Genomic DNA, 15,769 nt, shown 5'->3' on the forward strand with positions numbered 1-15,769 from the left:
TTCGCCGTGATCGAGGTGCGTGCAGGTCACCGCACGCACCTGACCCGTTTGCCCGGAGGGGAAACCATGCTTCAGGTATCCATATACCGCTACAACCCTGAAACCGATACTGCGCCGTACATGCAGGAGTTTCAGGTCGACACCCAGGGTCGTGACCTGATGGTGTTGAACGTGATGGAAATGCTCAAGGAACAGGACAGCTCGCTGGCCTATCGTCGCAGCTGTCGTGAAGGCGTCTGTGGTTCGGACGGCATGAACATGAACGGCAAGAACGGCCTGACCTGTGTCACTGCGCTGTCCGAAGTCGTCAAGGACAACAAGCTGGTGCTGCGTCCGCTGCCGGGTCTGCCGGTCGTGCGTGACCTGGTCGTCGACATGAGCATCTTCTACAAGCAGTACGAGCGCATCCAGCCGTACCTGCTCAACGACACGCCGGCGCCGGCCATCGAGCGTCTGCAGTCGCCGGAAGACCGTGACAAGCTCGACGGTCTCTACGAGTGCATCCTGTGTGCCTGCTGCTCGACTGCCTGCCCGTCCTTCTGGTGGAACCCGGACAAGTTCGTCGGTCCTAGTGGTCTGCTGCAGGCCTATCGCTTCCTGGCGGACTCGCGTGACACCGCCACCAAGGAGCGTCTGAGCGAGCTGGATGACCCGTTTGCCGTATTCCGTTGTCGCGGAATCATGAATTGTGTCGCGGTTTGCCCCAAGGGTCTGAACCCGACACGTGCCATCGGCAAGATTCGTGAGCTTTTGCTGGCAAACGCCACTTAAAAGCCGCGCCTTAGCTTGCTATGATGCACGTCAGCTGCGGCAGGGTGTCACACCTTGCCGCAGCGCACAGCTTGCTGAAGCCGGTGCCTTGTGCACCGGCTTTTGACGATAAAAGAAGACTCAGATGGTGAAGGCCTCCATGGTTTCGCCATACAGGGCATAATCGAGTGACGCCGACAGCGCTTGTCAGGCGCCTACCCCACCCCATCAGTCAGGGTGACCGAGAGATGCAAGAAGGCACAATGGAGTTGATGTGGCGCACTTCCCATATGAGCGGGGGGAATGTCCACTACGTAGAAGATCTCTACGAGCGTTATCTTGTCGACCCGAATGAGGTTCCCGACGAGTGGCGCAACTACTTTGATACTCTGCCGCGTCATGACGGCAGCCCCTCCCAGGATGTTCCGCTAGCGCCGATCCGTGATCAGTTCTACGAGATGGGTCGCAACAGTCGCCGCCCGGTGGCTGTCTCTGCGGGCGAAAGCAGCGAGAACAAGAAGCAGGTTCGTGTTCTCCAGCTGATCAACGCCTACCGCTTCCGTGGCCACCAGAAGGCGGATATCGATCCCCTCGGTCTGCGCAAGCCGGCACCGGTACCGGACCTCGAACTGTCCTTCCATCAGCTGTCCGCCGCTGACATGGACGTCGAGTTCCAGACCGGCTCGCTGTTCCTCGGCAAGGATGTGGCACCGCTCAAGGAAATCCACGCCGCGCTGGAGCAGACCTACTGCCGCAGCATCGGCGCCGAGTTCATGCACATCGTCAACACGGAAGAGAAGCGCTGGCTGCAACAGCGTTTCGAGTCCGTGCGTTCCAAGCCGAACTTCTCACGCGATGTCCGTCATCACGTGCTGGAGCGTCTGACCGCTGCCGAAGGCCTCGAGAGCTATCTCGCCAGCAAGTACCCGGGCACCAAGCGCTTTGGTCTGGAAGGCGGCGAGTCCTTCATTCCGATGATGGATGAGCTGATCCAGCGCAGCGGCAAGTACGGTACCAAGGAAGTTGTGATCGGCATGGCCCACCGTGGCCGTCTCAACCTGCTGGTCAACCTGCTGGGCAAGAGCCCGTCCGAGCTGATCGAGGAATTCGACGGCAAGAAGCAGATCGCCAAGGGTTCCGGCGACGTGAAGTACCACCAGGGCTTCAGCTCGAACGTCATGACGCCTGGCGGCGAAGTCCACCTGGCGCTGGCGTTCAACCCGTCGCACCTGGAGATCGTCTCTCCGGTGGTGGAAGGCTCCGTGCGTGCCCGTCAGGACCGTCGTGAAGACGCCGAGGGTGACAGCGTACTGCCGATTTCCATCCACGGTGACGCGGCCTTCGCCGGTCAGGGCGTGGTCATGGAAACCTTCCAGATGTCGCAGACCCGTGCCTACAAGACGGGCGGTACCGTGCATGTCGTCATCAACAACCAGGTGGGCTTCACCACCTCGCGTGCCGATGACGCTCGCTCGACCGAATACTGCACCGACATCGCCAAGATGGTTCAGGCGCCGATCATCCACGTCAATGGAGATGATCCGGACGCCGTGCTGCACGCCGCCCAGGTGGCCATCGACTATCGCCAGCAGTTCAAGCGTGACGTCGTGATCGACCTCGTATGTTACCGCAAGCGCGGTCACAACGAAGCCGACGAGCCGTCCGGTACCCAGCCGCTGATGTACGCCAAGATCAAGTCCCAGAAGACCGCTCGCGAGAAGTATGCGCAGCGTCTGGTCGAGGAAGGTGTGCTCAGCGAGGAAGAGACCAAGCAGCTGGTCGACCAGTACCGCTCGGATCTCGATGCCGGCAATCATGTGGCCAACGCCCTGGTGAAACAGCCGAATACCGGCCTGTTCGTCGACTGGACGCCGTATCTGGGTCACGAGTGGACCGGCGTTGCCGATACCTCGATGGACATGAAGCAGCTGCAGGCGCTCGCCAACAAGATGTGCGAAGTGCCGGACGGCGTCTCGGTCCAGCGTCAGGTCAACAAGATCTATGAAGACCGTCGCAAGATGGCCGCCGGTGGCATGCCGCTGAACTGGGGTTTCGCCGAGACACTGGCCTACGCCACCCTGGTCGATGCCGACCATCCGGTACGTATCACCGGTCAGGATGTGGGTCGTGGTACCTTCTCCCACCGTCACGCGGTGGTGCACAACCAGAAGGATGGCAACACCTACGTGCCGCTGCAGCACATCAAGGATGGTCAGGCGACCTTCACCATCCATGATTCCTACCTCTCCGAGGAAGCCGTGCTGGCCTTCGAATATGGCTACGCCACTACCATGCCGAATGCGCTGGTGGTGTGGGAAGCCCAGTTCGGTGACTTCGCCAACGGTGCCCAGGTGGTGATGGACCAGTTCATCTCTTCCGGCGAGAGCAAGTGGGGCCGCCTGTGTGGTCTGACCATGTTGCTGCCGCACGGCTACGAAGGTCAGGGCCCGGAGCACAGCTCCGCACGCCTCGAGCGTTACCTTCAGCTGTGTGCCGAGCACAACATGCAGGTATGCATGCCGACCACGCCGGCGCAGATCTATCATCTGCTGCGTCGTCAGGTCATCCGCTCGCTGCGCAAGCCGCTGGTCGTGCTGTCACCCAAGTCTCTGCTGCGTCACAAGGAAGCGACTTCCACCCTCGATGAGCTGGCCGGTGGCCGCTTCGAGATGGTGCTGTCCGACAAGGGCAACCTGGAAGCTTCCAAGGTCAAGCGCGTCGTGCTGTGTGCGGGCAAGGTCTACTATGACCTGGCCGCCTATCGCGCGGAGCAGGGCCGTGAAGACGTTGCCATCATCCGTGTCGAGCAGCTCTATCCCTTCCCGAAGGAAGAGCTCCAGGCCGCCATCGCCGACTACGAGAATCTCGAGCAGGTGATGTGGTGTCAGGAAGAGCCGCTCAACCAGGGTGCCTGGTATCAGAGTCAGCATCACATGCGTCAGGTCGCTGAGCAGCACCGTCAGGGGCTTGGCATGAGCCTGGACTTCGCCGGACGCCCGGCCTCTGCGGCACCTGCCGCGGGCTACATGTCCGTTCATAACGAGCAGCAGCGCCAGCTGGTCGACGACGCCTTCAACAAGTAAAGGCTCGCGACCCGCAAGGGCACCGAGAGAGAATCGAGTTAAGGAACTCCAATGGCTATCGATATCAAAGCGCCGTCTTTTCCGGAATCCGTCGCCGAAGGCACTGTGGCGACCTGGCACAAGCAGCCCGGCGACAGCGTCGAGCGTGACGAGCTGATCGTCGAGATCGAGACCGACAAGGTCGTGCTGGAAGTCGTCGCACCGCAGGACGGCACCCTGGGCGAGATCAAGGTTCAGGAAGGCGACACCTGCGAGTCCGAGCAAGTGCTGGGCTCCATCGGTGATGCAGACGCCGCTGCGTCTTCTGACGCCAAGGACGACTCCGCCGCTGAGAGCAAGTCCGAAAGCAAGGACGACGCCAAGGCCGAGAGCAAGCCGGCCGCCGGTGGCGAAGGCAAGACGCTGGAAGTCAAGGCGCCGAGCTTCCCGGAATCCGTTGCCGAAGGCACCGTTGCCACCTGGCACAAGAAGGTCGGTGAGGCCTGCGAGCGTGACGAGCTGATCGTCGAGATCGAGACCGACAAGGTGGTGCTGGAAGTCGTGGCTCCGGCCGACGGCGCCCTGAGCGAGATCAAGGTCGAGGAAGGCGATACCTGCGAGACCGAAGCCGTGCTGGCACTGTTCAGCGCTGGTGCTTCCGGTGGCGCCGCGCCGGCCGCTGAGGCAAGCGACGACAAGTCCGAGTCTGACGAAGGTCAGGACGAGAAGGTCGGCGACAAGATCCTCGCCCCGGCAGCGCGCAAGATGGTGGCCGAGCACGATCTGGACGTCAGCAAGCTGGTCGGTACCGGCAAGGGCGGACGCGTGCTGAAGGAAGACGTGGCCAAGGCCGTCAAGGAAGGCACTGCGGCCAAGACCGCTGCCAAGCCGGCTTCCAAGTCTGATGCAAAGGCCGCGCCGAAGTCTGCACCGACCTTCGAGGGCGAGCGTCCAGAGAAGCGCGTGCCGATGAGCCGCATGCGTCAGACCATCGCCAAGCGTCTGGTCAATGCCCAGCAGACTGCCGCCATGCTCACCACTTACAACGAAGTGGACATGAGTGCGGTGATGGAGCTGCGCAAGCAGTACAAGGACACCTTCCAGAAGGTGCACGACACCAAGCTCGGCTTCATGGGCTTCTTCGTCAAGGCGGCCACCGAAGCGCTCAAGCGCTTCCCGGACGTCAATGCCTCCATCGACGGCACCGACATCGTCTACCACGGTTACCAGGACATCGGTGTTGCCGTGTCTTCCGACCGCGGTCTGGTCGTGCCGGTGCTGCGTGATACCGACAGCATGAAGCTCGCCGATGTCGAAAAGACCATCGTCGACTTCGGTCAGCGTGCCCGTGCCGGCAAGCTGGGCATCGATGAGATGCAGGGCGGTACCTTCACGATCACCAACGGCGGCATTTTCGGTTCCCTGATGTCCACCCCGATCCTGAATCCGCCGCAGACCGCCATTCTGGGCATGCACAAGATCCAGGAGCGTCCGATGGCCGTGAACGGTCAGGTCGTCATCCGTCCGATGATGTATCTGGCGCTGTCCTACGATCACCGCATGATCGATGGCAAGGATGCAGTCCAGTTCCTCGTCGCCATCAAGGACCTGCTGGAAGATCCGGCTCGTTTCCTGCTCGACGTCTGAGACCGCAATGTCTCACGGCCTTGAGGATCTCGAGGGCGTGAGCGGCCCCGGCGGGTGGCACTGACACGCGCCGGGTTGCCAACCCGAATCGAACTGCACCAACAGGAAGAGACATGGCCGATAAATTTGATGTGATCGTCATTGGCGCTGGCCCTGGTGGCTATGTCGCCGCCATCCGCGCTGCTCAGCTGGGTCTGAAGACCGCCTGCGTCGAGAAGTGGGTCAACAAGGAAGGCAAGGTCGTTCACGGCGGTACCTGCCTGAACGTCGGCTGCATTCCGTCCAAGGCATTGCTGGAAACCTCGCACAAGTACGTCGAAGCGCGTGATGAGTTCGCCGAACTGGGCATCAAGGCCGACGGCGTCGAGATCGACGTGGCCAAGATGATCGAGCGCAAGGCGCAGATCGTGAAGAACCTGACCGGCGGTATCTCCGGTCTGTTCAAGGCCAACGGTGTCACCGCGCTGGAAGGTACCGGCAAGGTGCTGCCGAACAAGCAGGTCGAAGTGACCGACCACGACGGTGGCAAGACGACCTACGAAGCCGAGAACATCGTCATCGCGTCCGGTTCCGTGCCGGTCGAGATTCCGCCGACGCCGCTGACCGAAGGTCTGATCGTCGACTCCACCGGCGCGCTCGAGTTCGAGGAAGCGCCGAAGCGCCTGGGCGTCATCGGCGCCGGTGTCATCGGCCTCGAGCTTGGCAGTGTCTGGAGCCGTTGCGGTTCTGAAGTCACCGTGCTGGAAGCGGTCGACAGCTTCCTGCCGATGGTCGATGCGGCCGTCGCCAAGGAAGCCCAGAAGCTGCTCAAGAAGCAGGGTCTGGACATCAAGCTCGGCGCCCGTGTGACCGGTTCCGACATCAAGGACAGCGAAGTCGTCGTCAAGTACACCGACGCCAACGGCGAACAGGAACAGACCTTCGACAAGGTCATCGTCGCGGTTGGCCGTCGTCCGTACACCCAGAGCCTGCTCGACAGTGATGTCGGCATCAATCTGGACGAGCGTGGCTTCATCCACGTTGATGACCAGTGCGCGACCAGCGTGCCGGGCGTCTACGCCATCGGCGACGTGGTGCGTGGCCCGATGCTGGCGCACAAGGCCTCTGAAGAGGGCGTGATGGTTGCCGACATCATTGCCGGCCACAAGGCCGAGATGAACTACGACGCCATCCCGAGCATCATCTACACCTTCCCGGAAGTGGCGTGGGTCGGCAAGACCGAACAGCAAGCCAAGTCCGAAGGCATCGAAGTCAAGACCGGCAGCTTCCCGTTCGCGGCAAGCGGTCGTGCCATGGCCAACAATGCCACTGAAGGTCTGGCCAAGATCATTGCCGACGCTGAGACTGATCGCGTCCTGGGCGTTCACATCATCGGCCAGCATGCCGGTGAGCTGATCGCACAGGGTGTGACTGCCCTCGAGTTCGGCGCAAGCGCCGAAGACCTCGCACTGATCTGCACGGCTCACCCGACGCTGTCGGAAGCCGTGCACGAAGCCGCGCTGGCCGTTGACGGGCATGCGATTCACATCGCAAACCGCAAGAAGCGCAAGTAAGCGTCCTTCCGAACAAGAGGCGCGTCGCCCCGGCCAGGCCGGGGCGAACGGTGGCAGTGGCATCTTGCGACTGCCGTTCGAGTCTAATGCAACCAATGGCATGACACGATGAACCTTCACGAATATCAGGCAAAACAACTTTTTGCCGACTATGGCCTGCCGGTGTCCAAGGGCTTTGCCGTTGACACCCCGGAAGACGCTGCTGAAGCGTGCAAGAAGATTGGCGGCGACAAGTGGGTCGTCAAGGCACAGGTCCACGCTGGTGGCCGCGGCAAGGCTGGCGGCGTCAAGCTGGTCGACAGCGCACAAGCCGCTTCCGACTTCGCGACCCAGTGGCTGGGCAAGAACCTGGTGACCTACCAGACTGACGAAAATGGTCAGCCGGTCACCAAGATTCTCGTCGAGAACTGCACCGACATCGCCGAAGAGCTGTACCTGGGCGCCGTCGTTGACCGCACCACTCGTCGCATCGTCTTCATGGCTTCCACCGAAGGCGGCGTGGAAATCGAGAAGGTTGCTGAAGAGACGCCGGAAAAGATCCTGAAAGCCGAGATCGATCCGCTGGTCGGCGCACAGCCGTACCAGGCGCGTGAACTGGCCTTCAAGCTGGGTCTGAACCCGACCCAGATCAAGCAGTTCACCAAGATCTTCCTGGGTCTGGCGAAGATGTTCGCCGACAAGGATTTCGCGCTGCTGGAAATCAACCCGCTGGTCATCACCGACGAAGGCAACCTCCACTGCCTCGACGGCAAGATCAACATCGACGCCAACGCCGTCTACCGTCACCCGGATCTGCAGGCGATGCACGATCCGTCCCAGGAAGACGAGCGTGAAGCGCATGCTGCCCAGTTCGAACTGAACTACGTTGCCCTCGACGGCAACATCGGCTGCATGGTCAACGGCGCAGGCCTGGCGATGGGCACCATGGACATCGTCAACCTGTCTGGCGGCAAGCCGGCCAACTTCCTCGACGTGGGTGGCGGTGCTACCAAGGAACGCGTTGCAGAAGCCTTCAAGATCATCCTGTCCGACGACAACGTCAAAGCTGTTCTGGTGAACATCTTCGGCGGCATCGTACGTTGTGACATGATCGCCGAAGGCATCATCGGTGCCGTCGAGCAGGTCGGTGTCAACGTGCCGGTCGTGGTGCGTCTGGAAGGTAACAACGCTGAACTCGGCGCCAAGAAGCTGGCCGAAAGCGGTCTGAACATCATCGCTGCTACCAGCCTGACTGACGCGGCGCAGCAGGTTGTCAAAGCTGCGGAGGGCAAGTAATGAGCATTTTGATCGACAAGAACACCAAGGTGATCTGCCAGGGCTTCACTGGCGGCCAGGGTACCTTCCACTCTGAACAAGCCATCGCCTACGGCACCAAGATGGTCGGTGGCGTGACGCCGGGCAAGGGTGGTCAGACTCACCTGGGCCTGCCGGTGTTCAACACCGTCGCCGAAGCCGTTGCCGAGACTGGCGCTGAAGCGTCCGTCATCTACGTGCCGGCACCGTTCTGCAAGGATTCCATCCTTGAAGCGGCCAATGCAGGCATCAAGCTGATCGTCTGCATCACCGAAGGCGTGCCGACTCTCGACATGCTGGAAGTCAAGGTCAAGTGCGACGAGCTGGGCGCGCGCGTCATCGGTCCGAACTGCCCGGGTGTCATCACTCCGGGTGAGTGCAAGATCGGTATCATGCCGGGTCACATCCACCAGCCGGGCAAGGTCGGTATCGTGTCCCGTTCCGGCACCCTGACCTACGAAGCCGTCAAGCAGACCACTGACCACGGTTTCGGTCAGTCCAGCTGTGTCGGTATCGGCGGCGACCCGATCCCGGGTTCCAACTTCATCGATATCCTCGAGATGTTCGAGAAGGACCCGAAGACCGAAGCCATCGTCATGATCGGCGAGATCGGCGGTTCTGCTGAAGAAGAAGCGGCTGCCTACATCAAGGCGAACGTCACCAAGCCGGTCGTCTCCTACATCGCTGGTGTGACTGCGCCTCCGGGCAAGCGCATGGGCCATGCAGGCGCCATCATCTCCGGCGGCAAGGGTACTGCCGACGAGAAGTTCGCGGCTCTGGAAGCGGCTGGCGTCAAGACTGTGCGTTCACTCGCGCAGATCGGCGATGCCATCAAGGAAGTCACTGGCTGGTAAGCCATTGATCTCCTGACAGCGATCGGCGCCAAGCGGATCGCATGTCACCGAAAGGGCAGGCCCACAGGGCCTGCCCTTTTTTCGTTTCTGGCCCTCAACAGTCTCTCCCGAGTGCATGCCGGCGGTTCTACCTGCAGCCGGTGACGTGCGCGAGGGCGAGGTGTTTCACAGGTACAGGCGCGACAGGTGCGTTCATATCAAGCAGTTGCTAATCTGATGACTGTTCATTGGCACCTGACCAAGCGACACGTGCAGATGCCCCACGGCGCAACACGACTCACTGATAAGGATGTTCCATGCTCAAGTCATTCCCCGCCCTCACGCGTTCCGCGCGCCTGCTGGCGCTGCTGTCCCTGCCGTTGGCTGCTGGCGTACCGCTGGCTGCCAGTGCAGATTCCGGCGCGGCGGCAGCCTCCGCCCCTGAAGCTTCAGCGAGCATGCAGGTGCCTGCCAAGGGCATCGAGTCGGTGACCAGTCGTGATGATGTCGCCTCCGTCCAGGCGCGTCTCGAGACGGCGATCGAGGCCAAGGGGCTGACGCTGTTCAGCGTCATCGATCATGAAGCGGGAGCCAAGAAGGCGGGCATGGAGCTGCCTGCGACGCATACCGTCGTCTTCGGCAATCCCAAGGTGGGCACTCTGTTGATGCAGTGCAATGGAGCGGCCGCCCTGGACCTGCCGCAGAAGATGTTGATTCGTGCCGTGGAGGGCGGCAGCGTGATCGAGTGGAATGACCCGCAGTACATGGCCAATCGTCATGATCTGGGCGACTGCAAGCTACCGCTGGACAAGATCGCCGGGCTGCTCAAGGGGCTGGCCGCCGAAGCGGCGGGTCAATGAAGGTAGCGCGCACCACGTGTCGATACTGATATCGTGAACTGACAACGGGAACTGACGATCGATCGCTGCCAATCAAGCAGGACGAGAAACAAGCAGGACGAGAAAGCCGGACTCCTCATGGAGTCCGGCTTTTTGATGGCCCCCTAACCACCTGTCTTGCAGGGAGGGATTGCAGACAGGGCTTGTAGACAGGGCTTGCAGACAGGGCTTGCAGGGTTTGCTTTCAGAGCTGCTTACAGAGCATCACCGTGCTGCTTCAGCCACTGCACGGCGCGGTCCGGGTAGTCCGTGAAGACACCATCTACCTTGGCGTCGATGAAGAAGGCGCGCAGCATGTCATCGTAATCGCTGGCCCAGTCGGGGATGCGCCCTTCATCGAGGCGGAAGGTGTAGGGCATCACGATCAGGCCCTGCGCATGGGCTTCCTCGACCATCGGAGTGACCTTGATGTCGTCCCGGGTCGAGCTGTCTTCGATCACCATCGGTTTCCATGGCCCGATGCCATCGGCGTAGGTGGCGATGCGCTGCATGCCGCCTTCCTGATACATCCAGTCATAGTCGTAGGGCTCAAGCTTGCCATCCGCATCCGGCTGGAAGGTCATGTCCCAGCTGGTCTCGCCCATCAGCTGTACCAGGCGCAGGTCCATCTCCAGCTCAGGCTGCAGCGTGTCGTGGATGCGCTTGAGGCCATTGGGGTCGAAGACCTGTACGACAGCGTTGTCATCGTGCGCGACGTAGCCGTACTGCTTGAGGGTCTCGAGCACGGCTCGGGAGACCTGCTTGCCTTCCGACTGGTGGAACCAGGGTGCCTTGATCTCCACGTACAGGCCGACATCGCGTCCGGTGGAGTGATTCAGGCCCTGGATCATCTCGATTTCTTCACTCAGGGTATGCAGGCCGAAGTGCGACTTGCCCAGCGGGAAGCGCTCAGGGTAGTCGGCGACCTGCTCGCCATCCTTGACGGTGAAGCCCTCGCTGAACGACAGCTTGCGCAGCTCATCCAGCGTGAAGTCGATGGCGTAGTAGCGGCCATCGTCGCGCGCACGCTCGGGGAAAACCTCGGCGACATTGGTCACGCGATCCAGGAAGCGGTCGTGCAGTACCACCAGCTGGTCGTCCTTGCTCATCACCACGTCCTGCTCGAGGAAGTCGGCGCCCTGGGCGTAGGCCATCGCCTTGGCGGCGAGTGTGTGCTCGGGCAGGTAGCCCGAGGCCCCCCGGTGGGCGACCACGACCTTGTCGGTGCCATGGCCGGGGTCGATGCTGCGCAGAGGCCTGTCATCAGCGAGTGCCGCTGAGGTCGAGGTGGCCAGCAGAGAGCCGACCACGCCCATCATGGCCAGCGGGCGACGAATGCGGGCGGAAGTCGGGTGACACTGGGAAGGATGCGGCATGTGAGATCACCTTGAGCTGTGGTTATTGTATGGCCGTTCAATAAAGCCGTCTGCCAACATAACAAATTCTTATTCATAAGGCGATGATCAAGTGTTTTTAATGATGAGCAAGAGCCGCTGCTCGGTCGTTCGGTCATGTGGTCGCCGAGCGACGCTTGAGCAAGCTTCCCAGCATGCTGCGTCCCGCCATCACGAAGAACACCGGAGCGCCGGCGATCAGGTAGAAATAGAAGGTCACGGCCCGCCATATCACCACGGCCGCCGCGGCACTGGCGGCGCCGATCATCGGGCTGAGCAGGGCGGTGGAGGACAGCTCCGCGCCTCCGGCACCGCCGGGCAACAGCGTCAGCTGGCCCGCTGCCAGCGAGAGCATCTGCACGATGAAGGTCCAGCTCCAGTCGATGTCCTGCCCCAGCCCGGACACGGCCAGATAGAGGATCGAGTAGCGCAGCAGCCAATGCGCGCAGCAGAGCAGGAAGATCAGGCTCAGTGTCAGGCGCGGCAGGGCGAGCGTCTCGACCAGCGCATGGCGAAAGTGGATCAGACCCCTCGCCAGCTTGACGCGTGAGCGATGGCGTACCTTGAGCCAGCGCAGCAGGCGTCCGCTGGTCTTGAGCAGGCGCCGATGGTGCTTGCCCAGCGCAGCCAGCAGGCCAAAGCCGATGATCAGCAGCAGCGCCGGCACGGCCAGCATCCACCCCAGGCGCAGGTCGATGGTATGCGAGAGGGCGTAGAGCCCGATGCTGGCCAGTGCCGAGAGGAAGAACAGCATGTCGGTGATCTGATCGACCGCGAATACTGCCGTGGCCTGCGCCGGGCGCACCCCCTGACGTGACAGCAGCCCCATCAGGGTAAGCGGGCCGCCGCTGCCGCCGGGGGTGGCGCTGATGGCGAATTCGGTCGCCATCACCATGCCGACGGCGCGCCGCTGCCCCAGATGACCGCCACGTCCGGCCAGCAGTAGACGCAGCCGGCCGGCGTTCAGGTTCCAGCACATGACGATCATGCAGAGCATCAGGAGGAAGGTGTCGAGGGGGAACTGGCGCAACTGGCCGCCCAGTCCACTGCCACCCAGCACCAGCGGTATCGCGATGACCATCACAAGGCCAGCACCCAGTAACCAGAGGGCACGATTCATGGCAGATTCCCGCAGCGGGTTGATACAAGGCCCATACAACGGGACTCATCGGGTGGGTGGGTCTCAGGCAGCACTGTGTTCCGCCTGGTGCGAGTTCAGTTGCGTCATGTCAGGCGTGGCGGGGGTGAGCAGCCCCTGCTGGGTCAGCCACCCGATCTTGGTCATCGGCAGGCGCCCCTCATCGAGCAGGCGCTCGACCAGCGTCAGCCAATACTGGCGTGAGCGTGCATGGCGCATATCGACCGGATGCAGGCCCAGACGCAACACTGGCGCCTGTTGCTCGCGGCTCAGCTTGCGCTGCGTCACCCACTGCGACATCAGACGGCGGGGCGCTGAGCGTGCGCTCCAGACCAGTCCGGGCGCATCGATGACCGTGAAGTCAGGTAGTCGATAGAGATGCTGGGGGTCGCTGGTGTAGCGGAAGTCGAGGGACTTCAGCGCCTGACGAGTGCCGTCGCTCATCAGCCAAGCGGGAGCCACGAAGCCCTCCAGCGGCCAACCAAGACGCTTGAAGAGTGCGGCGCCTTCCAACAGGCGACGTCTGGCTTCGGCCTCATCGAGGGGGTAGAACTCACCCTCCCAGGTCAGCACGCGGCGCATCAGGTAATCGCGCGGGGTGCGGGGGGCTGGCGCGTCATCGCAGTGATAAAAGCCATGCAGGGCAAGCTCGTCTCCCTGTTGGCGGCGAGAGTCCAGCAGGGCGATGAATTCGGGAGCGTCTTCCAGGGCGCTGCGATGATGGAAATCAGGTACCACCAGCCAGGTGATCGGACAGGGATGATTCAGGCGTGCCTGGCAGAGGGCATCCACCTCGGCGACGAAGTCCCGGTAGTCGGACCATGTCTCGGGCGCGACATCATGCAGGACCAGCAGAAAGTGCTGCTTGGCAGGTGGCGACTCAGCCATGGGTCACCTCTTCCAGTACCGGTTGCATGCGAGTCCCGGTGACCGCGTGATAATGCCCGAGCAGACCATCCACGACACGGTCCCAGGCGTGATGCTTCTCGACATGACGACGCGCCTGGCGGCCCAGTGCCACGGGGTCATTGGCGAAGACTTCCTGTACGGCACGCGCCATGGCATGCGGCGAGTGCGGGTTGCAGAGCTGACCGCAGCCCAGTGGCACATTCTCAGCCAAGGCGCCTGCGCGTGCCGCCACCACCGGCGTACCACAGGCCATGGCTTCCAGCACCACCAGGCCAAAGGTTTCCTGGGTGCCGGCATGCAGCAGCACATCCACCGAGGCCACCAGACGCGCCACTTCGGTGCTGCTGCAGAAATGCCCGGTCACGCTGACATTGTCGGGTAGATGTCGCGGCATGCCCGAGCCGATCAACAGCAGATGGTAGTCGGGGCCGAGCAGGCGAGCGGCCTCCAGCAGCTCATCCAGATTCTTCTCGCGTGAGCCGCGTCCGGCGAAGGCCAGCAGTCGCACGTGGTCTTCCAGACCAAGCTCACCACGCAGACCCTCATCGCGGCAGTCAGGGTGGAAGGTGGTGAGATCGACTCCGAGTGGCTGGATATGGACATTGGCGACACCGAGCCGGTCGAGTCGGTCGGCCATCACCTGGCTGGGGGCCAGTACGCGATCGAAGTGGCGATAGAGGCGTTTGACGTAGCGATCGACATTGGCCCCTGACCATTCACCCAGACGATTGGTGATCAGGCGTGGCAGGTCCGAGTGATAGAAGCCCAGCACCGGGGCATCGAGCTTGCGACCGGCATCGAGTGCTGCCCACGCCGTGACGTAGGGGTCGCCAGCCTCGATGACATCCGGCTGCAGTGCCAGCAGCGTGCTGACCCAGCCGCCCCGGCGCAGGGGGAAGCGATAGCCGTTGCCGAAGGGAATGGGCGGTGCCGGCACGCTGTAGAGGTCATCACTGACGCTGGTGGTCTCACCGGGGACCAGCAGGCTGTGACGAACATCAGGCCGCTTCCGCAGACGTCGTCGCTTGGCTTCCAGGTAGGTTCTGACCCCGCCACTGGAGGGGGCATGGAACATGGTCATGTCAGCGATATGCACACGGACTCCTCAAGACCGCTTTACCGGTCGTGCGCGATGAAGATGAATCCCGACGTCACTGCCTGCCATGGCTGCCTTGTCGTGCTTCAGAGGGCTAGAGAAAGACGCAATCGAACACACGGATTCCAGCTAGCCAGTGGCATTGACGAACGAGCCTCTGGTCAGTCATGGGGGGAACCCGACGTGAAACCAAGGGTACGAGGCATGACATGCGGTGTCGCGCGTGACGAGACGCCTCGCCACGCGATATTCCACACTGCGCCTGGCAGTGACGTTACATCAGGAGATGACTGGACTGTGTGACAACAGGGAACAAGGTTGGTGCGATGCGCTCCTGCGCTCAGTCTCTTGGCATAAGGCCCCTGACATCAGGCTTCTGGCATCCGGTTCACTGCGAGGGGAAGAAAGATGTTTCGCCATGCTGGCGATGGTTCAGGAGGGAGTGCGGCAGCTGGCCTCTCAGCTGCGCCGGGCAAGAAAAGCCCTACGACAGGCAAAAAAAGACCCTGTCCGGAGCCACCGGACAGGGCAAGTGCGTGCACTACAGGAATACAGGGGGCGACAGGGGGAGGGTCGCCGGAGCGGGCATTGCAGGATCTAGCAGTGGATCGACTCAGTCATGTCTGGCATCCGTGCCTGGTGTTGCATGGGGTCCTGGCATCGTTATCTGTCCTGATGGATGGAGATCGGGCGTCATCACGCCAGTCCATGCCGGGACAGGTGCAGGGCGCTGGGCATGGCCTGGCCAAGCTCCTGCGAGAAGGCGGCTTCCGGCTCGGCTGGGCGCTGGCTGGCGAGCAGCACAAGGCTCAGCAGCAGGCCGGCGGCCAGCAGCAGACGGTTGCGGGTCCGGCGACGATCACGTTCCAGCAGCATCGCGACATGTTCCATCGCTTCACGTTGAATCTCACGCTGGCGCTCCGGAGAGGTGGAGCTGCCATCCGAGCTTCTGCCTGAGCTGCTATCTGCTCCGGAGTCGACACGGGCATAGCTCATGGCCGGGTGACGAACGATGGCGGCATGCTCGGCCAGGTGACGCAGTGAGGTAGCTGCAGTGGAGCGATGAGTTTTCATTTCCGGGTCCTCGCATGGACGAACTTCATCAGGGACAGGCTTCAGTCATTCGCGCTTGGTCAATCCAGTAACGCTGCAGCAGTGAAAGCAGATGTCGTGTGTCGATGTGAGGAGTATAGCGTGAGCTTCTGTTTCACAAAAT

12 protein-coding genes are annotated in these 15,769 nt (G+C 62.0%); 7 read left to right on the forward strand and 5 right to left on the reverse strand.

From position 1 onward, the window contains the following. The first annotated feature begins 66 nt into the window (after positions 1–66). From QQF40_RS14560 to QQF40_RS14590, 7 genes are all read left to right on the forward strand, one after another. A complete protein-coding gene (locus tag QQF40_RS14560; RefSeq protein ID WP_043333105.1) occupies positions 67–771 on the forward strand; it encodes a succinate dehydrogenase iron-sulfur subunit in 705 nt (234 codons plus the stop codon). Between the two features lie 227 nt (positions 772–998). Further along, on the forward strand, positions 999–3,833 hold the full coding sequence (locus QQF40_RS14565) for a 2-oxoglutarate dehydrogenase E1 component (RefSeq protein ID WP_285461726.1): 2,835 nt from the start codon (positions 999–1,001) through the stop codon (positions 3,831–3,833). Positions 3,834–3,884: 51 nt separating this feature from the next. Continuing rightward, positions 3,885–5,459, forward strand: a complete 1,575-nt coding sequence (gene odhB, locus QQF40_RS14570) for a 2-oxoglutarate dehydrogenase complex dihydrolipoyllysine-residue succinyltransferase (protein ID WP_285461727.1) — start codon at positions 3,885–3,887, stop codon at positions 5,457–5,459. A gap of 113 nt (positions 5,460–5,572) precedes the next feature. Further along, positions 5,573–7,012, forward strand: a complete 1,440-nt coding sequence (lpdA, locus tag QQF40_RS14575; protein WP_175090458.1) for a dihydrolipoyl dehydrogenase — start codon at positions 5,573–5,575, stop codon at positions 7,010–7,012. 108 nt (positions 7,013–7,120) lie between these two features. Then, positions 7,121–8,287, forward strand: coding sequence for an ADP-forming succinate--CoA ligase subunit beta (gene sucC / locus QQF40_RS14580; RefSeq protein WP_175090459.1), 1,167 nt, complete (start codon positions 7,121–7,123; stop codon positions 8,285–8,287). Further along, positions 8,287–9,159, forward strand: coding sequence for a succinate--CoA ligase subunit alpha (gene sucD, locus QQF40_RS14585; RefSeq protein ID WP_043333998.1), 873 nt, complete (start codon positions 8,287–8,289; stop codon positions 9,157–9,159). Before sucC ends, sucD begins: the two co-directional genes overlap by 1 nt. 296 nt (positions 9,160–9,455) lie before the next feature. Further along, on the forward strand, positions 9,456–9,998 hold the full coding sequence (locus QQF40_RS14590; protein ID WP_285461728.1) for a DUF302 domain-containing protein: 543 nt from the start codon (positions 9,456–9,458) through the stop codon (positions 9,996–9,998). Positions 9,999–10,231: 233 nt separating this feature from the next. Here QQF40_RS14590 and glpQ read toward each other — a convergent pair whose 3' ends face one another. The 5 genes from glpQ to QQF40_RS14615 form a co-directional block, all read right to left on the reverse strand. Continuing rightward, positions 10,232–11,392 carry a glycerophosphodiester phosphodiesterase gene (gene glpQ / locus QQF40_RS14595; RefSeq protein ID WP_217485942.1) on the reverse strand — a complete coding sequence of 387 codons (1,161 nt, stop codon included), beginning with the start codon at positions 11,390–11,392 and terminating at the stop codon, positions 10,232–10,234. A gap of 133 nt (positions 11,393–11,525) precedes the next feature. Further along, complete coding sequence (gene gpgF / locus QQF40_RS14600; RefSeq protein WP_175090461.1) at positions 11,526–12,530, reverse strand: glucosaminyl phosphatidylglycerol flippase; 1,005 nt, start codon at positions 12,528–12,530, stop codon at positions 11,526–11,528. Positions 12,531–12,593: 63 nt separating this feature from the next. Continuing rightward, the gene (gene gpgD, locus QQF40_RS14605) at positions 12,594–13,436 is read right to left on the reverse strand and encodes an N-acetylglucosaminyl phosphatidylglycerol deacetylase (RefSeq protein WP_175090462.1); all 843 of its coding nucleotides are present in this window, start codon (positions 13,434–13,436) and stop codon (positions 12,594–12,596) included. Then, a complete protein-coding gene (gene gpgS / locus QQF40_RS14610) occupies positions 13,429–14,553 on the reverse strand; it encodes an N-acetylglucosaminyl phosphatidylglycerol synthase (protein ID WP_285461729.1) in 1,125 nt (374 codons plus the stop codon). The genes gpgD and gpgS overlap by 8 nt, the downstream gene beginning before the upstream one ends. 696 nt (positions 14,554–15,249) lie before the next feature. Then, entirely contained in the window at positions 15,250–15,627 is a 378-nt protein-coding gene (locus QQF40_RS14615) for a hypothetical protein (protein WP_285461730.1), read from the reverse strand. Positions 15,628–15,769 lie beyond the last annotated feature (142 nt).

The organism is Cobetia sp. LC6 (assembly GCF_030264805.1).
Classification (GTDB): domain Bacteria; phylum Pseudomonadota; class Gammaproteobacteria; order Pseudomonadales; family Halomonadaceae; genus Cobetia.